Source organism: Caulobacter sp. GSs2, assembly GCF_058680895.1.
In genome coordinates, this window is sequence record NZ_JBZWJL010000004.1 from 56,242 (window position 1) to 73,847 (window position 17,606).

Genomic DNA, 17,606 nt, shown 5'->3' on the forward strand with positions numbered 1-17,606 from the left:
GCTGCGGCTCATGCCCAGCGCCCACGACATCGCCCTCATCCGCGTGCAGCTCGATGACGCCGAACCGGCGATCTGGCGACGCTTTGCCGCTCCCGTCACCACTACGCTCAAGGGCCTGCACGATCTCATCCAGGCGGCGATGTTCTGGCAAGACTATCATCTGTGGGAGTTCGAGATCGGACCGCACCGCTACGGCGATCCTGATCCAGAGTATCAGACAAACCCGCCGACCCAGCGCGCCGTCGGCGTCAAGCTGGCCGCCCTGATCGCGCGCGGCGATCTGGCCTTCAGCTATATCTACGACTTCGGCGATAACTGGCGCCACACGGTCCAGGTCGAGGGCGTCGAACCGGCTCAGCCCCACGCTCCGTATCCCCACTTCATCGAAGGATCCCGGCGCTGCCCGCCCGAAGATGTCGGCGGAACACCGGGGTTCGAGGGCTTTCTGGAAGCGGTCACCACGGCGCGTCACCCGGAGCGCCGCACCTTGCTCAACTGGTACGGCGGCCCCTACGACCCCAAGGACATCAACCGCCAGATGATCGAGTACCGCTTCGCTCAGATCGCCAAGCGACGCATGAAGCCAGGCCCTCGATAAGCGGCCCCATCAGGCCGTGGCCTCGGAACACCGCTTACTCGGCACCGGGCAGGCCTGTCGGTTAACCGCGAACTGGTTCGTCTCTATTGGAATATCGGCCGCGACATTCTGGGCCGGCAGGAGCGCGAAGGCTGGGGTGCCAGGGTCATCGACCGGTTGGCCGGTGACCTGCGTCAGGCATTCCCGGAAATGACCGGGCTGTCGGCTCGAAACCTGAAATATATGCGTGCCTTCGCCGAGGCTTGGCCCGACGTCGAATTTGTGCAGCAGCTTGCTGCACAATTGCCCTGGGGCCACAACATGCTCATCCTCGACGCGATCAAGCGACCGCAGGAACGCGCTTGGTATGCCCGGCAAACCATCGAGCATGGCTGGAGCCGTAACGTCCTCGCCCATCAGATAGGCAGCAATCTGTTCGCCCGACAGGGCAGCGCGCTCACCAACTTCTCGCGCACCCTTCCGACCGAACAATCAGAACTCGCCCAGGAGATCCTGAAGGACCCCTACACATTCGACTTTCTGGCACTCGGCCCGGATATGCTGGAGCGCGATCTCGAACGCGGCCTGATCGAGCACCTGCGGCTGCTCATCATGGAGCTTGGCAAGGGCTTTGCGTTCGTCGGCAGCCAGTATCATCTCGAAGTCGGTGGGCAGGACTATTACCTCGACCTCCTATTTTATCATCTACGCCTACGCTGCTTTGTGGTGATCGAGTTGAAGATCGAGGACTTCAAGCCCGAGTTTGCCGGCAAGATGAACTTCTACCTCTCGGCCGTGGACGATCAGCTCCGCCATCCAGATGACCAACCGACCATCGGAATTATCCTGTGCAAGGGCCGCAACGAGGTGATCGTGGAATATGCCCTTCGGGATTCCAGCAAACCGATGGGCGTGGCTCAATATCGGCTCTCGCAGGCCCTTCCGGCTCAGCTCGAACATGAGCTTCCGACGGTAGAAGAGTTCGCGCGCGAATTCCCGCTTATGTCGGTGGTCAGGCTTCGCATCGAAATCGAACGTGCGCTTCGCGACCTCGCGGACAAAAGAGGCATCGTCTTCGATCGGCCCGTTGGTATCATGAACATGCTGCGAGACCTGAGAAAGAATGGAGCGATGCCAGCAAGCACCGATGAAATGCTCCGCGCGCTGCGTATCATGAACGAAGCCTCGCACGGCGTGGACGTCGACCCTGACGCGGCCAAGCGAGCGGTGGAGGTTGGAACAGTCTTTCTCACCGAACTGAGAGCCATGGACACCCATAACTGAGGCATGAGGTTCGGCAGGCATTGAGTGACTTCAAAAGTTTCATGGAGAGCGACGCCGGCGCATCCGCACGATACCAATCACGGCTCGGGCGACGCATCCACATAAATCGAGCCGCAGTCAAAGAAGATGTCCCCCCGCGGATCGCACCGCCTTTCAAGCCGCTGTCGCCGAACAGCTTGGTTCCATTAAGCGTAGCACCTTTAGCGGTCAGGACCATGCGTGTGGCTATGGTGGGAATGATCGCCATGGGCGGCAGCACCCTCATGGTGATGTGCGGCATGCGCTGCCAGTGCCGCATAATGCACGGGGTCGGCGTCGAACTTCGCCTTGCAGCCGGCCGAGCAGAAGACGTAGCGCTCGCCTTCATACTCAGCCTTGTGAGCGGTCCTGGCGGGATCGACCACCATGCCGCAGACCGGATCATGGTCGACGTGACCGGACGGCGTTTCGCCGTCCGGCTCATGATGGTGATGATGGCCGTGCACCCCAGTCACCTCGGCGGCGCGTTCGCTCTTCTGATCGTCGTCGGCCATTCATCACCTTTCACACGCCGCGCGTGCCTTCCGGTCTCTGTTCACTCCTCGATCAGATGGAACTCTTCGAGCAGCTTGGCGATCTCGGTGCCTTCGAGCTTCTTCATCAGCAGCTTGCGCAGGAAGGCCGGTCCGGGAAGGTCGATGCCCTTGCCGTCCCGCAGCGGACCGATCGCTGCCAGCAGCGTACGGATATCGTAGGTCGAGTTGAAGACTTCCGGCACGCCGCGCTCGACATTCATCAGGGTGTAGACGGCCTCCATCGGGGTCCTCACCGAATATTCCGTGGTGAAGATGCAGTCCCGCTGTTTCGATTCCGCGAACTGTCCGATGAAGGCGAAATTGACCGCGCCCTCCGGCACCACGTCCGGCCGGTCACCCGCCTGGCGCGGCATGAAGAAGGCGGTGATATAGGGCATCATCGTGGGCACGGTGCTGGCGCCGGAGGCTGCGAGCTCCGGAATGTCCTCGACCGGTACACCGAGATGGTAGAGCCACTCCTGGGTGATTTCCTCGCCGGTGCATTCCTGCATTGGCTTCTTCACATAGTCGCCGGGCTTGTCGACAAAGAGCGCGTAGAACCAGGCGATCATCTGGTCCTTGGGCTGCTTCTTGAAATGCGGCTGGCGATGAACCGTCCAGCTCAGCAGCCACGCCGAGTCCTTCACCGTGACGATACCCGCCGAGACGATCTTGCCGGTGAAGGGGTTGCGCTTGGTGATCTTCTCGACATAGGCCGGAATACGGGCATCGAGGGCGGTAATCGATGCCGAGGCCCATTTCGTTTCCGGGATATGGGCCCCGAATACGTCCGGGCGGCCGAAGGCCGGATCCTTCGCCGCGATCCGCCGCCACAGGTCCCAGGCCGGCGCCGGTCCTTCGTTGAGCTTCGCCGGCGTCTTGTGATCGCCATTGTCGGAATTCTCGGTCAATGAGCCGATGGTTATGAAGACGAGATCGTCTGGCGCGAGATCGACGCCGCCTTCGACGCCGCGCTCTTTCCAGTGAATGCGGGTCGCTTGCTTGCGGCCGGGCTGGATGTCGAAATCGACGTCGGTGACCTCGACGCCGTAGCGGAACGTGACGCCGTGATCGGTCAGCCACTTCACCAGCGGCAGGACCATGGATTCATACTGATTGTAGCGATTGAACTTGAGCGAGGAGAAGTCGGCGAGACTGCCGATATGATGGATGAAGCGGTGCAGGTAGAGCTTCATTTCCAGCGCCGAATGCCATTCCTCGAAGGCGAACATGGTGCGCCAATAGAGCCAGAAATTGCTCTTCAGGAAATCTTCGCCGAAGACCTCGTTGATGCGCTTGTTCTCCATCTCCTCGCGTGTCGCCAGGAAAACGGAGAGCAGGTCCTTCTGGGCCTTGTCGTTCAACGTCAGCAGCGCCTTGTCGGGCACGTCCTGGCCCTGGTTCTGCGTCGTACGCTGGAGCGAAAAGTTGGGGTCGTCCTTGTTGAGCCGGTAGAATTCGTCGAGGACGCTGGCATCCTCGATCTCCAGCGAGGGGATCGAGCGATAGAGGTCCCACAGGCACTCGAAATGCTCCTCCATCTCGCGGCCGCCGCGAATGACGAAGCCCTTCTCCGGCACATCAAGACCATCGAGCGCGCCGCCGGGGATTCCCAGCTCTTCCAATATGGTGATGCGATCGCCCGAAACGCCGCCGTCGCGGATCAGGAAGGCGGCGCCGGCGAGCCCCGCCAGCCCCGAGCCGACGAACCAGGCCGTCTTCTTGTCGGCCCCCTCGGGCTTGCGGGGACGCACGAAGGCTTCATAGTTTCCACTGCTATAGTGCATGGCGAACTCCTGTTCTTCTTGTTGGGATCAGTCTGCGGAGGGTTTGTAGCTGTAGAAGCCTTCGCCCGAGGCGATGCCGAGCCTGCCCTTGTCGATGTAGTTTTCCTTCAGCCATGCCGCGAGCGACTGGGCGTGCTCATCGCCATGCGACAGAATGTTGTAGGGGGTGTTCAAGCCGATGATGTCGTAGATCTGGAACGGCCCCATCGGCGCGCCGGTGGCGATCCGCCAGACCTTGTCGACATCTTCCGGCTCGGCATAGCCGCCGGCGGCGAGATCGGCCGCCGCGTTCAGGAACGGCACCAGCAGGGAATTGAGGACATAGCCTGCCTTTTCCTTGCGCACCGGGATCGGCACCATGCCGATGGCCGAGGCGAAGGCGATCAGGGCATCGAACACGGCCGGATCGGTGTCGTCGGTGCCCATCACCTCGGCGGTGTTGAACTTCCAGATGCTGTTGGCGAAGTGCAACGCCAGAAACCGGTCCGGGCGGCCGGTGAAGGCCTTGAGGTCGCTCGGCAACAGGGTCGAGCTATTGGTAGCGAAGATCGCCCTTTCCGGCGCAAGCCCCGCGAGCTTCTCGTAGAGCGCCTGCTTGATCGAGAGAAGCTCCGGAACCGCTTCGATCACGAGGTCCGCGTCCGCGACGGCCGAACCGAGATCGGCGGACAGGGTGATGCGCTGCAGGGACTCGGCGGCCTTGCCGTCGGCCGCACCGGCCACCTCCTTGCCATAGGTCTCGACGAGCATGGCAAAACGCTGCCTTGCCTGTTCAAGCGCCTCCTCGCTGGTGTCGTAGGCGGTAACGTCAAAGCCGCTATAGGCGGTCTGGAAGGCTATCTGGCTCCCGAGGACGCCCGTGCCGAGAACCGCCACTTTCCTGATATCGCTCATTCAATCTCCTTCTGCGCGGTATCGTCACCAAGAAACGGAGCCGCCACCTCCACCGGGACGCGGGCCAGCTTGCCGGTTTCCCGATCGACAAGGGCCCACTGGGTCAGCGAGGCGACGAGCGTCCGCCCGTCTTCATCATGGAATTCGACGCATCGTGCATAGCGCGCACCGCGCGGCACTCCGACGACCCAGGTGATCGCGCTGACCGCGTCTCCCGCCCGGACATTGCCGCGATAGTCGACCTCATGGCGCAGCACGACCGCGACGAACCGGTCGCGATCTTGCGGACGCGCGGCCGTCAGCCAGTGCGCCACCGACGCATCCTGGATCCAGGTCACCCAGACAGCATTGTTGACATGGCCGAGTTCGTCGATGTCGGCGTCCTGGGCGCGGAAGCGGATATGGAAGCGCCGATGCTCATCCACCTCGCCGACGAGCGGGTGTCCGTGCTCATCGCAGCCGATGCGTCGACGATCTGACACGATCCCGCTCACGAATACGCCTGCTCCTCATGCGACGAACCCAGTCCAGCCATGGCGCGGAAGAAGCCGACGAGCATCTCGTCGCGCGGCATGGCGCCTTCGACATCGCCCTGGACCGCCAGTCCCATCCAGAGCGCGTATAGACCGATGCCCGTCTGCATCGGCGGCAAGGCCGGACGCAGTGCGAAGCGTTGCGTTAGATCGGCAACGAGTTCACCGAACATCCGATAGCAGGCCGCCTTGCCCTCCCGGTGCCGCTCGGCGAAAGCCGGATCGCGCCGCGCGTGAAGCTGCAATTCGATCGAGAGGAGCGACCATTGCGCTTCACCGGCCAGCTTCGCGAGCCGGGCGGCCAGCACCTGGAGCGTTGCCTCGATATCATCGCCGGAGCAGTGCGCGACCAGGTCGCGAAGCAGTGTGACCTCATCCTGGATATGGCTCTGCAGGATCTCGACCAGCAGATCGTCCTTGCTGGCGAAGTTCGAGTAGAAGGCACCCTGCGAATGGCCGGCCGCGCTGCAGATGTTGCGGATCGACATGGCGGCGACCCCCTCCTCGATGATCGAGGTATGTGCGGCGGCGATCAGCCGGTCCCGCGTCTGGCGCTGCGTGTCCTTGCGCGTAAGCGGCATGGGTTCGTTCTCCAACCAACGGGCGAGACGTGCGAAACCTTTTCGGCGGTTCCGCGTTCTCAGTAAAACCAGGTATCAAGTGATATCCGAAATCAACGGCGATTTCGACCCGAAATCGTCCGCAGTATCGAAATTAAAACGCGAAGGAGTGCCCTTGGCTGAAACCTACATTGGCTATTCCCCGGACGTGGAGGTTCTCGGCGAAGACGAGGAGCGGCTGACCGCCGAAATCCTCGAGATCATGGCGAGCACTAACCGTAAGGCCTTCGAACGCCACCGCCATGCGGTGCGCGACGCCCATGCCAAGAGCCACGGGTTCCTGAAGGGTGAGTTGGTCATCCCGGAACTGCCGGAGCATCTGCGCCAGGGGCTTTTCGCTCGTCCCGCCACCTATTCCGTGGTGATCCGCCTCTCATCAGCGCCCGGAGATATTCACTCCGATACGATACCGGCTCCGCGCGGCATGGCGATCAAGGTCATTGGCGTGGCGGGGAAGCGGCTTCTCCCCGAAGACCAGGGCCGCAACCAGGATTTCCTGCTGGTCAATATCCCGACCCTGAGCTTCGGCACGATCGGTAAATATCGCCAGCTCATCGGCCTTCTGGAAAAGAATGCCCAGAACCCGGCCGTTCTCCAGCGCGCCATGGCCGGGGTGGCGCGGGGAGTGGAAGCCGCGGTCGAAGCGGTCGGCGTCGAGCCCGGCGCCACGCTGCGCGGTCTCGCGCGCGACAATGACCATCTGCTTGGCGAGACCTATCACTCGATGGCGGCGATCCGCTTCGGCGACTACATCGCCAAGATCAGCGCCGCACCGCTCTCCGACAATGTCCGGGCACTCGCCGGCAAGGATGTCGGCGCGGTGGAGGACGCCACCATGCGCGATCTGGTGGTCGAGCATTTCCGCGATCAGAGCGCGGAGTATCAACTGCGCGCCCAGCTCTGTACCGATCTCGAAAGGATGCCGGTCGAGGATGCGGCGGTGCTCTGGCCGGAAGATCTCTCGCCGCACCAGCCGATCGCCACGCTGCGCATTCCCCCTCAGGACGCCTATTCGCCAGCGCGGCGGGTCTATGGCGATGACGTGCTGTCCTTCAACCCCTGGCACGGCATCCGCGATCATCAGCCGCTCGGCTCGATCATGCGGGTGCGCATCGCCGCTTATGAACGTTCCGCCCGCTACCGCCACGAAATGAACGCGCAGCCGCGCGTCGAGCCGACGAACATCGACGCCATTCCGGACTGACGATCCGATCGTCAACCAAACTTACGAAAGGAGGCCAGCCATGGCCGAGACCGAAGAAACCCCTCAGATCGACGAAACCCGCCTTCAGGCCATCCGCCGCCGGATCGAGGAAGTGGCCGGCGACGCGCCGCAGCTCGCCAAGCTCGCCCTCGAGCAGATGGTGACGAAGCATAATCCAGACCTCAAGGGCACCGCCGGCTCCGCCGGCCGTGTCGGCGCTCAGTCCGGCAATGTCTCGGAGCTTACCGCCATCGCCAACCTCAAGCCAGGCGGCGCGGACCGGCTGAAACGCATCTTCGGGCTGGTGAACGGCAATTTCGACGGAGCACAGAAGGTCGGCACACTGCACAATATGCGCTTCGTCTTCTTCGACAACGACACGCGCATCCTGTTCGCCACCGCCTATGATGGCGACTGGGACACCTATATCAACGACTTCGCCACCAAGATCCCCGACCTGATGGACCTGCTCTTCGCCTCGGTCGAGGGCTGGCCGGGCATTGCGAGCCCCAAGGTCAAGGACTTCATCGCCGAGCATCAGATCACCGCCGCCGGCTGGTTCGTCGCCAACCCGCAGGTGACCGTCGTCGATGTGCGCCGGCTCCAGCGCATGGAGCATGCCGTCAACGAATTTCTCGACAAGGTGGGCTGAGCAATGGCGATCCTTCAGAAACTGAAAGAGCGCTTCCGGCGCGACAGCGTCACGCTCGACCTGCACGACATCCAGGCGCTGATTCTGCGAAGCCGGCCGGAGCCCTATGTCGGCATCCACGCCATGCTCCATTTCGACGAGGCCGAGGGCGCGCGCGACCTCCTCGGCCGGCTCGCGCCGCATATCGCCTCGGCCGACAACTGGAGCGACGATCTCGATTTCTGGATCGGGGCCGCACTCAGCTTCGAGGGGCTGAAGGCGCTCGGCCTGCCGGAAGCACAACTCAAGACCTTCCCGCTCCCCTTCCAGCAGGGCATGCCCGCACGCGCGGAGCAGCTTCGCGACTTCGGGCCCAACGCGCCTGAAAAGTGGGAAGAGGTCTTCAAGCCGGGCAACTGCCATCTCGCGCTGACCATCTATGCCGTGAATGATGCGGCGCTCGACAAAGCGCTGGCGACAGCGCGCGCCGAACTCGACCGGAGCAGCGGCGTGACCCTGCTCGGCGAGCATCGCTTCGGTGCGCCGGATGGCGCGAAAAACCCGTTCGGCTTCCGGGATTCGATCTCCCAGCCCGCAGTGGAGGGCAGCGGCGTTGATCCGCTGCCAGGCGAGGAGCGGCCGATCAAGGCCGGCGAATTCATCCTCGGCTATGAGAGCGAGAACGGCCAGCCTCTCGGCATGCCGGAGCCCGCCGCGCTCGGCAAGAACGGCACCTTCGTCGTTATGCGCAAGTACAACAGCCGGGTCGGCTGCTTCAACGCCTTCCTCAAGGCGCATGGCGAGACGCCGGAGGAACGCGAGCTATTAGCCGCCAAGATGTTCGGGCGCTGGCGCTCCGGCGCGCCCTTGACGCTGTCGCCCGACCATGACGATCCCGACCTCGGCGCCGATCCGCAGCGCAACAATGACTTCACGTTCAAGGAAGACCCCAAAGGCCGCGTTGTGCCGCTCGGCTGCCATATGCGTCGACTCAATCCCCGCGATTCCGAGCTGACGCTGCTTACCGACGTCAACATCCACCGGATCATCCGCCGCTCCTCGACCTTCGGACCGGTCTATTCCGAGGATGTCGCGCCGGAAGACGATGCCGAAGGCGATCGCGGCCTGTTCTTCATCTTCATCAGCGCGCGTGCCTATGACACGATCGAGTTCATGCAGCAGGAGTGGATCAACCGAGGCAATTTCGTCGACCTTGGCGAAGAGCGCGATCCGATCGTTGGCCTGCATGAGGATGACGGCCGGTTCACGATCCCGCAGGCGTCGGCGCGCAAGCGCATCGACGGTGTGCAGACTTTCAATGTCATGAAGGGCGGCGAATATCTGTTCATGCCAAGCCTGTCCGCGCTCAAATGGCTGGCGGCCGGGAGCTGGGGTTAGGAACCCGCCGGTCAGTCGTTGGCCTTTGTGAAGATGAACGTGCAATTCATCAGGATCGCTGCGCTCGGCCTCACCATGATCTTTGCCAGTCGCGTCTGGCCCGATCGGTAATCCTGACGTCTGCAAAAACTGCCTCTAACGCATGATCGGCGAGGACGCTTCGGTCATCCGGACCGCTTGAGCGCAGGCCTTTCGGATCCCGGGTGGCTTTTGCTCTTCATAAGAGCTTGTCCTTCAGCAGCGTCTCAAGCCAATCGGCAAATACCTGCAGCCGGTGTGAAAGGTGCTGGCGGTGGGGATAGAGTAACGTCATAGGCATCAGCTCGGCTCGATGGCCGGGCATCACCTCGACCAATTCTCCCGCCTCAAGATGCTGTTTCACGTCATAGGCTGGGATCTGGATCATGCCGAGGCCTGCGAGGCAACAGGCGATGTAGGCCTCGGCGCTGTTGACAGTGACCCGCCCGCGCAACGGAACCCGATGCAGCTTCCCTTGCTCCAGCCACTCCCAATCCTCAACACGGCCGCTGGTCGGAGAAGCATAATTGACCGCCCAGTGATCTCCCAGATCTTCAGGAGAGCCTGGCGTGCCATGCCGCGTCACGTAGGCTGGGCTGACGACATTGATCAGTAGCAACTTTCCAATAGGCCGCGCGATCAGGCCTGAGTCGTTGAGCGGCCCCACACGCAGCACACAGTCGATGCTGTCTTCGACCAGGTTCACCGCGCGGTCGGTGACGCCGAGGTCGATGTCGATCTCGGGAAATTTGTCGAGGAAGCCGGGCAAAGCCGGCGCGATGATCAGACGCCCGATCCGCCCCGGGACATCGACCCGCAGCTTGCCCGACGGTTTGGCGGCGGTCTGCCGGAAAAGATTTTCCGTATCCTCGACGTCGGCGATGACCCGCTGGCAGCGCTCATAGAAGGCGATGCCGTCCTGTGTCGGGGAGACCTTGCGGGTCGTGCGGTGTAACAGCCGCGCCCCAACCCGTCCCTCCAATTCCTGAATGCCGGCCGATACGGAGGACCGCGGAACGCCCAGCGTGTCGGCCGCGCGGGTGAAACTCGCACATTCAACGACACGCACAAACATGCGGAACAGATCGACGCGGTCCAAACAGTCAGAACTCCAATTGTGCTGATTTTCTGATAAGTGATGTCAGAATGATCAGCTTTATTGGCCAATCCTAGAGGATATGGTTGCTTAACAAAAGCGGTCGCCGGTGCGATTGCAGCCCGGCAAAGGAGGCCGTCCATGACCGATCACAGCATCAAAGGCAAAACCGTCATCATCGCCGGAGGGGCGAAGAACCTCGGCGGACTGATCGCCCGCGATCTCGCCGCCCATAACGCCGATGGTGGCACCACTTGTACTTCTTAGTCGAGCCACACCAGCAAAGCTCATAGGCACCCATCAGCTCTTGCGGCCGAAAGGGTGGCGGCCCTTCAAACGCGGCTGATAGCGAGGGATGGGGGGGCATGGCATCAACTTGTAATAGGCCGCCGGCCGGGGAGGCCTCTTGTCGGCACCATCATATATAGTCGTCTGCCTCGAGTGGCCAGCAGCGACGCTTCGAGATAACTATCTGAAAACATTACGTAATTGGCGTATAATGAACATTATCGGAAATATTGGTGGTGAGAGATGTAAAGTTAAGCCCCGCGCATCTTTGGTATCCCGTCAGGGCGGTGGCGATGTCATTCGAGGGACGGCCGGATTGCCGGACTTAAATGATGCTATATCTTCCCTGATGATTGAGAGAACCTCGGGGCTTGAGTGTAGAAAATCCAGTGGAACGGCGGAGTTAGCACGCTCCTCGCTAAAGTCTCTCAGAACCTCTTCAGTAGACTGACTTCCGCCTGCAATCATAGCCACGACTACGCATTTGTTGCCGACTATCCTAAAGATCGGCGATCCTGAAGCACCAGGATTTGAAGCACAATCATGCATGTAACTATCATTGGCGTCGTTGTATGCGCGCAACTTACATGCAGCTTGGAAGTTTAAACTTTCACTTCCGCGATCACCAGGATAACCGGCCGATCCAACGTTCACTGTATTAATCTTGTTCTCCGCAGAGCGTCGGAGAACTTCAAGCTCCATCCAGCCCGTCTTTTTTCCTACGCAATATTCCAACTGCATGAGCGCCCAATCCCCACCTTTTGAGAACCGGCTACCCCAGCGAACAGGAGTTGCCTTAATGGGCCAGCGGAAACTACCACCTTCACCTACACCAATATTGAGTATCATTGAGCGATCTTGGCTAAGATCGGGATGGAACTCATCGCCGAATACAGCATGGCGAACTGTAAGCGCGAAGCAGGGCGAAACCATAAATGCAGTCGACTTTCCAATGCCAGTTGCTCCGGCCAATGTGATCGGTGATTTGTTCTCTATCATCCCAATTGGCACAAACATGCGCGCGACTTCTGCAGCGCGATCTAGCTCGACGCGAGGGTCCTTCCCATCAGCCGAAAAAATATTGACCTGTTGAAGACGGGCAGCGTTGTCGTTCTGAGCGGCGCTGCGGAGCACGCATGAAGCCTTTTCCGCACATTGCGCGGTTGGCTCCGTGTTCCAGTCGTGCGCGGAAGCCGCGAGGCTGGAAAAGAAAACGGCAGCGAGAGCCATTGTGAAGGCTGCGTGAATCCGTGTGATCCGCATTCGAAATCCAGTTGCTGCCGCGATATAGCGTGAACACGTTCGGCTTCCGTTGGCCGGCAACATCGATCAGCCAGCAGATGTCGCCCTGCTGGCTACTGCCGCGCCGTTAGATGTAAGAACGAGAGATTTATGCTGCTGCCGTCCTCAAGTTCTAGCGTCATCATGTCAATCTTGGGAGCCCCAGACGAAACCCGCTGTGCTGTCACTTTCGCACCGGGAAACTCGTGGACGATGATTGCATAAACCTCTGCCACCGAATGAACCTCACAGTCCGCCCCGCTGGGATTGCCGGTAGTCGATCTAAGCGAACGGTTTGCGTAAACCTTTGCCAAATCCATTCCACTTGGTGAAGGGCCCACCTGATGCTGCTGAGAAGTTTGACGACCTAGACGGCGAAGTGCTGATCGGAGCGCCGAAATCAGAGATTGGATCATCAACCCTTCCACGCTTGCCATGAATTCAGGCTGCGGGCCCTTTATGGGCTCACCTCAAAGCGTGTTCTGGCGAACAAACCTTGAGGTGAGCCCTTGGGCGTGGCGCCACTGATCCAGGCGATGCAGACCTGAGTGGATCAGCCTGTCGCGTCTATCGACAGCCCAAAACGCTCGCCCCGCCTTGCGCTAAGCGGCGTGGAAGGCGCGTTTCCACACGGCCTCCACCCTTCTGAGAAGTTCGGAACGTCCGCTCGCGGCGAGCAAACCCGTCAGAGCCTCGCCCGCCTGGCGGCGCGCTCGGTGAGATCAAAAAGACGAAGCCGCCCTGCCTGCGCCACGGTCGCCGGCCGGGCTCTGCGCGGTGTGAGAGCTCCGCGCCCGCCCGGCGCCCGACATCAAACGCCCTGCCACGACATTTCTAAATGGCAGACTCCGCGACATCTCTAACTGGCGTAGACAATTATTTAGCAATTTCAGTCACTTAGTTTTCCGGCCCTGTCATTTTTGTGCCGAAAATGCGTCATGAGCTGACGTTGGCGCGCTCCAGGAAAACGACCTTTAGAGCGATGCCGCCCCGGTAAGCGGGATCACTCAGTCCATCGCTTGAGACGCAGCTTGATGGTCGTGCCCGAGCCTGGCTCGCTGTGAATTTCGACCGTGCCGCCCGACTGGCTGACCACGCCGAACACCTGAGCAAGGCCAAGGCCGGTGCCCTTGCCCAGCGGTTTGGTGGTGAAGAAGGGCTCCATCGCGCGCTCGATGACCTCTTTGCTCATCCCCTCGCCGGTGTCGATGACGTCAAGGTCGATGCAGAACGGGTGCGCGCGACTGACTTGAGCGCGCAGCGTCAGCACCCCGCCGTTTGGCATAGCGTCGCGCGCATTGACCGCCAGATTGACCAGCGCCATCTCCAACTGACCGGCATTGCTGGTCACCAGGCGCGCGTCGGGATCGACCTCGATCACAAGCGACACGGCCTTGCCCACCGATTGCTGCAGCAGCTCGCGAAAGCTCGCCAAGAGTTCGGCCAAATCCACCCGCCCGATGTTGAGCGGTTGAGACCGGGTGAAGGCCATCAGTTGCTGAATCAGCGTCTCACCCCGCACGGTCGCGGCTAGGGCGTTGTCGATCGGGCGCGCCAAAGCCGGATCGGCTGACTTTTCGGCGATCCGCCGCAAGTTCTCGCCGATCACCATCAAGAGATTGTTGAAGTCATGGGCGATGCCGCTGGCCAGTTGCCCCACGGCCGCCAGCTTCTGAGACTGGGCGCTGCGGGCCTCCTCGCGGCGACGGAGCTGAAACTGCCGAAAACCGAACAGCGCAATCACCACGGCCAAGACCAGGGCGGCCAAACCCGCGATCGAGACCATCAGCACCGCGCCGCGGCTGGCGCCGATCAGCGGATCCTCCTTCATCGCCACATGCGTCGACCAGCCGGTCAGGCTTGAGCTTTCATAGGCGGTGTAGTTCTTCAGGCCCTCGTAGGTCACGCCGCGGTACAGGCCGCCAGGAGCGCGGGCGATTGCCTCGCGAACGAAGTGGGTGGCCGGCTTGCCCAACTTGTCGGCAAACTTCAGCGAGCGGCCGATGAATAGGCCGTTGTGATCCACCAGCGCCGTGACCGTCCCAGGCAGGGTCTTGGCCAGGACGATGGCCTGGAACTCATCGACGTTCAGCTCGAGGGTCAACAGGTATCGCGGTTGGCCCGCCTCGAAGACCGGGACGTGAATGGCCACGCATGGGCGATCGGGCTCGCCGCTGACCACGCCGGTGATCTGGGGGACTCGCGCGCCGCCGCTAAGATATTGGACGATCCAGGGCCGGGCGGGGCGCGGCGGCCCTGAGCCGCGCGTTTCCCAGATCTCCTGGCCGCTCACCGTGTCAGTGAGGACGACGTTGCGCCAGCGGGTGCGCGTGCTTTGCACGCCTTCGATACGCCGCTTGGCGCCGCTCCAGTCATGATCGACAAGAAACTGCGAGCTGGATAGGACCTCCAAGGCAGCTTGATCAACCATCAGACGGGCATCGACGGCGGTGTTGATCTCTTGAGCACGGCTCCAGGCGCGGGCCTCGATGACCTGGCGTTGGGCGCGCATGGACGAGGCCGCCTGCAGCGAGGCGAACAGAATGACCGGCATCAGGACGGCGGCGACAAACGTCGCCAAGGTTTGCCGTTCGCCCTTGGTCATCTCGCTCCATCCCGCAGGTCACGAGCCGACTGCCTGCCCCGACATAAAACTGGTCTTAGGCCAGGTCACGGCGCGATCAAGCCCAGCGCGACCCGACCACGTCAAGTCCTACGCAAGCAGTTCGATTGATACCTGCCGAAGTGATGGCCGAGTTTCGAACTGAAGCGTTTGCCACGGCCAGACCGGTCAATCGAACCATGGCCGTGGCAATAGTCGGCCCATGGCTCGTTGTGTTAGTGATCGCTGCGGTCAGGTGCTGGCGAAAGGCCCTTGAACCGCCTGCAGGGCGGTCAGGCCATCCGATTTTGAGCTCTGGCGTCCAACCGGCTGCGGCTTAGTGGCGCCAGAGGACTAAGCCGCTCGCGCGGCATGGGTGATCGGCGCTGGCGCCGTGGATGAGCCTGAAGTGGCGGCGCCTCGCCCGTCCTGTCTGAAGATCAGGGGTCAACCCTGCAGACAGGAGATCCCCGATGAGCTCTGCACCCACGACCCCGCTGCGTCAGCGGATGATCGAAGACATGTCCATCCGCCAGTTCGGCGAGCGGACCCAGCAAGGCTACGTAGCCGTGGTCGCCGACTTCGCCCGGTTCCTGGGCCGCTCGCCCGACAGAGCCGAGCCAGAGGACCTACGACGATACCAGCTGCACCTGGCCGCCCAAGGCGCCTCGCCGGGCAAGATGAACGCCGCGGTCTCGGCCCTGCGGTTCTTCTTCAAGGTCACCCTGGGTCGGCAGGGCTACGGCGAGCGCCTGGCCAGGGTGCGCAAGGAAGACCGCCTTCCCGAGGTGCTTAGCCCCGAGGAGGTGGCGCTGCTGCTGCATTGCGCGCCCAGCCTCAAGCACAAAGCCGCCCTCAGCGTCGCCTATGGCTGCGGCCTGCGGGTCTCCGAGATCACCCACCTGAAGGTCGGCGACATCGACAGCGCCCGCATGCTGATCCGCGTCGAACAGGGCAAGGGCCGCAAGGACCGCTACGTGATGCTGGCTCCCGACCTGCTGGAGCTGCTGCGCCGCTGGTGGCGCTCGGCGCGGCCGATGGGCTGGCTGTTCCCCGGCCGTGATCCTGGCCAGCCGATCACGACCCGCCAGCTCGACCGGGTTTGCAAGGCGGCGGCCAGGACGGCCGGCCTGGACAAGCCGGTGTCGATGCACACCCTGCGCCACTCGTTCGCCACGCACTTGCTGGAACGCAAGACCGACGTGCGGGTGATCCAGGCGCTGCTGGGCCACAAGAAGCTGGACACCACGGCCCGCTACACCCGCGTGGCGATCAAGACCCTGGGCGCGGTGAAGAGTCCGCTGTCGCTGCTTAGGCCGCCGCCGGCCTGAGCCCGCGTCATGTCCCGGCCACCTCTGGAGGTGGCCGACATCTTCCGCGCCCACGGCCCGGCCTATCGCCGCGCCCAGGCCGGACATCTGAGCCTTGGTCAGCTCAAAGCCATGTCGGCCATCGAGGCCTGTCGCACCGCCGAGTTGGGCGGCCATGTCGCGCGCTGCGACGACTGCCAGCGCCTGGCGGTGAGCTACAACTCCTGCCGCAACCGCCACTGCCCCAAGTGCCAGGGCTCGGCGGCCAAGGTCTGGCTGGCCGAACGCCAGGCCGACCTGCTGCCCGCGCCCTACTTCCATGTCGTCTTCACCCTGCCGGCCCAGATCGCCGCCATCGCCTTCCACAACAAGGCCGAGGTCTATGACCTGCTGTTCAAGGTCGCCGCGCAGACCCTGCAGACCATCGCCGCCGATCCAAAGCGCCTGGGCGCGCGGCTGGGCCTGATCGCCGTCCTGCACACCTGGGGCTCGGCCCTGACCCATCACCCGCACGTCCACTGCATCGTGCCCGGCGGCGGGCTCTCATCAGACGGCCAGCGCTGGATCGCCTGTCGCAAGGGCTTCTTCCTGCCGGTGCGGGTGCTGTCGCGGTTCTTCCGGCGGCTGTTTCTGGACAAGCTCGCCGCCCTCCACGCCAAGGGACATCTGCGCTTCTTCGGCGACCTCGCCAACCTGACAGCGCCCCAGGCCTTTGCCGCCTACCTGGCGCCGCTGCGGCGCGCCGAATGGGTGGTCTACGCCAAGCCGCCGTTCGGTGGGCCGGCTGCGGTGCTGACCTATCTGTCCCGCTACACTCACCGCGTCGCCATCTCCAGTAGCCGCCTGGTCAGTATGGACGACAAGACCGTGAGCTTTCGCTGGAAGGACTACCGCCGCGCCGACCCCGCCACCGGCGCGGTGAAGATGGCGACCATGGCCCTGGCGCCGGCCGAGTTCATCCGGCGCTTTCTGATCCACGTGCTGCCGTCCGGTTTCCACCGCATTCGCCACTACGGCCTGCTGGCCAAGGGCCCCAACACTGTGCCGCTCGATCGGCTGCGCGCCTTGATCCTGAACCAGCCGGCGCAACCAACCGCGGTGCACGAGGACGCTCCCAAGCATACCGAGCCCAAGGCCCCGGGCGCCCTGACCTGCCCGTGCGGCGGCGTCGTCCGCATCATCGAGGTCATCGGCCGCGGCGGCGCATGGCGCGCCAGGCCGCTCGCGCCACTGTGGTGTGACAGCTCATGAGCCCGGCCACGACGATCGTCCGCGCCATGCCCGCCATCGCCTCCTGGCCTTGGCGCGGGGCCCGCTGCGCCCGGCGTCCAGCCACGCCCCAATCGCCGTCCGGCCACCGCCAATGTCGGCGCCTCGCACCGCTCGGGGACCGACATGTTGGACGTTTGGGGCTCTTCGTGGCCACCGCCCAAACCTACTGGGCCATCGTAAGCACCGCAGCGGCGCCGCTATCGCCATAGCCTGACACGCCCGGGCGCTGACCGCGGCTTCCTCCCCTGTTGAGGGTT

Annotated in this window: 14 protein-coding genes and 3 pseudogenes; 8 read left to right on the forward strand and 9 right to left on the reverse strand. The window is 62.7% G+C overall.

What is annotated here, in order from left to right:
* Nucleotides 1-10: 10 nt before the first annotated feature.
* A complete protein-coding gene (locus ACW17Z_RS20850; protein WP_492059063.1) occupies nt 11-598 on the forward strand; it encodes a plasmid pRiA4b ORF-3 family protein in 588 nt (195 codons plus the stop codon).
* Nucleotides 599-637: 39 nt separating this feature from the next.
* Nucleotides 638-1,861: pseudogene (locus tag ACW17Z_RS20855) on the forward strand (PDDEXK nuclease domain-containing protein); the annotation flags it as partial.
* A 200-nt stretch (nt 1,862-2,061) separates the two neighbouring features.
* Here ACW17Z_RS20855 and ACW17Z_RS20860 read toward each other — a convergent pair.
* The 5 genes from ACW17Z_RS20860 to ACW17Z_RS20880 all read right to left on the reverse strand — a co-directional run bounded on the left by ACW17Z_RS20860 (nt 2,062) and on the right by ACW17Z_RS20880 (nt 6,210).
* Complete coding sequence (locus tag ACW17Z_RS20860) at nt 2,062-2,394, reverse strand: YHS domain-containing protein (RefSeq protein ID WP_211107968.1); 333 nt, start codon at nt 2,392-2,394, stop codon at nt 2,062-2,064.
* A 41-nt stretch (nt 2,395-2,435) separates the two neighbouring features.
* The gene (locus ACW17Z_RS20865) at nt 2,436-4,202 is read right to left on the reverse strand and encodes an oleate hydratase (protein ID WP_007407174.1); all 1,767 of its coding nucleotides are present in this window, start codon (nt 4,200-4,202) and stop codon (nt 2,436-2,438) included.
* Between the two features lie 27 nt (nt 4,203-4,229).
* Nucleotides 4,230-5,096, reverse strand: a complete 867-nt coding sequence (locus ACW17Z_RS20870; RefSeq protein WP_007407172.1) for a 3-hydroxyacyl-CoA dehydrogenase — start codon at nt 5,094-5,096, stop codon at nt 4,230-4,232.
* The gene (locus ACW17Z_RS20875; RefSeq protein WP_102114736.1) at nt 5,093-5,521 is read right to left on the reverse strand and encodes an acyl-CoA thioesterase; all 429 of its coding nucleotides are present in this window, start codon (nt 5,519-5,521) and stop codon (nt 5,093-5,095) included. The genes ACW17Z_RS20870 and ACW17Z_RS20875 overlap by 4 nt, the downstream gene beginning before the upstream one ends.
* A gap of 65 nt (nt 5,522-5,586) precedes the next feature.
* Complete coding sequence (locus ACW17Z_RS20880) at nt 5,587-6,210, reverse strand: TetR/AcrR family transcriptional regulator (protein WP_007407173.1); 624 nt, start codon at nt 6,208-6,210, stop codon at nt 5,587-5,589.
* 154 nt (nt 6,211-6,364) lie between these two features.
* Between ACW17Z_RS20880 and ACW17Z_RS20885 the strand changes: the two genes are divergently transcribed.
* The 3 genes from ACW17Z_RS20885 to ACW17Z_RS20895 are packed head-to-tail and all read left to right on the forward strand — an operon-like array spanning nt 6,365 to nt 9,482.
* Nucleotides 6,365-7,453: a catalase family protein gene (locus tag ACW17Z_RS20885; RefSeq protein WP_492059066.1), complete on the forward strand. Its 1,089-nt coding sequence runs from the start codon at nt 6,365-6,367 to the stop codon at nt 7,451-7,453.
* Between the two features lie 40 nt (nt 7,454-7,493).
* Nucleotides 7,494-8,105 carry a hypothetical protein gene (locus tag ACW17Z_RS20890; protein ID WP_066624052.1) on the forward strand — a complete coding sequence of 204 codons (612 nt, stop codon included), beginning with the start codon at nt 7,494-7,496 and terminating at the stop codon, nt 8,103-8,105.
* A gap of 3 nt (nt 8,106-8,108) precedes the next feature.
* The gene (locus ACW17Z_RS20895; protein ID WP_066624059.1) at nt 8,109-9,482 is read left to right on the forward strand and encodes a Dyp-type peroxidase; all 1,374 of its coding nucleotides are present in this window, start codon (nt 8,109-8,111) and stop codon (nt 9,480-9,482) included.
* 217 nt (nt 9,483-9,699) lie between these two features.
* On the opposite strand, the gene ACW17Z_RS20900 is transcribed toward ACW17Z_RS20895, so the two are convergent.
* Complete coding sequence (locus tag ACW17Z_RS20900) at nt 9,700-10,599, reverse strand: LysR family transcriptional regulator (protein WP_151664186.1); 900 nt, start codon at nt 10,597-10,599, stop codon at nt 9,700-9,702.
* Nucleotides 10,600-10,737: 138 nt separating this feature from the next.
* Between ACW17Z_RS20900 and ACW17Z_RS20905 the strand changes: the two are divergent.
* Nucleotides 10,738-10,836 (forward strand): annotated as a pseudogene (locus tag ACW17Z_RS20905) (hypothetical protein); the annotation flags it as partial.
* Between the two features lie 19 nt (nt 10,837-10,855).
* Here ACW17Z_RS20905 and ACW17Z_RS20910 read toward each other — a convergent pair.
* The 3 genes and pseudogenes from ACW17Z_RS20910 to ACW17Z_RS20920 form a co-directional block, all read right to left on the reverse strand.
* A pseudogene (locus ACW17Z_RS20910) lies at nt 10,856-10,963 on the reverse strand (hypothetical protein); the annotation flags it as partial.
* A gap of 200 nt (nt 10,964-11,163) precedes the next feature.
* Nucleotides 11,164-12,018 (reverse strand): trypsin-like serine peptidase, encoded by an 855-nt coding sequence (locus tag ACW17Z_RS20915; RefSeq protein WP_492059069.1) that lies wholly within the window; start codon nt 12,016-12,018, stop codon nt 11,164-11,166.
* 1,150 nt (nt 12,019-13,168) lie between these two features.
* On the reverse strand, nt 13,169-14,770 hold the full coding sequence (locus tag ACW17Z_RS20920; protein ID WP_492059071.1) for a sensor histidine kinase: 1,602 nt from the start codon (nt 14,768-14,770) through the stop codon (nt 13,169-13,171).
* A 470-nt stretch (nt 14,771-15,240) separates the two neighbouring features.
* Between ACW17Z_RS20920 and ACW17Z_RS20925 the strand changes: the two genes are divergently transcribed.
* Complete coding sequence (locus tag ACW17Z_RS20925) at nt 15,241-16,098, forward strand: tyrosine-type recombinase/integrase (RefSeq protein ID WP_492059073.1); 858 nt, start codon at nt 15,241-15,243, stop codon at nt 16,096-16,098.
* 9 nt (nt 16,099-16,107) lie between these two features.
* On the forward strand, nt 16,108-17,328 hold the full coding sequence (locus tag ACW17Z_RS20930; RefSeq protein WP_492059074.1) for an IS91 family transposase: 1,221 nt from the start codon (nt 16,108-16,110) through the stop codon (nt 17,326-17,328).
* Nucleotides 17,329-17,606 lie beyond the last annotated feature (278 nt).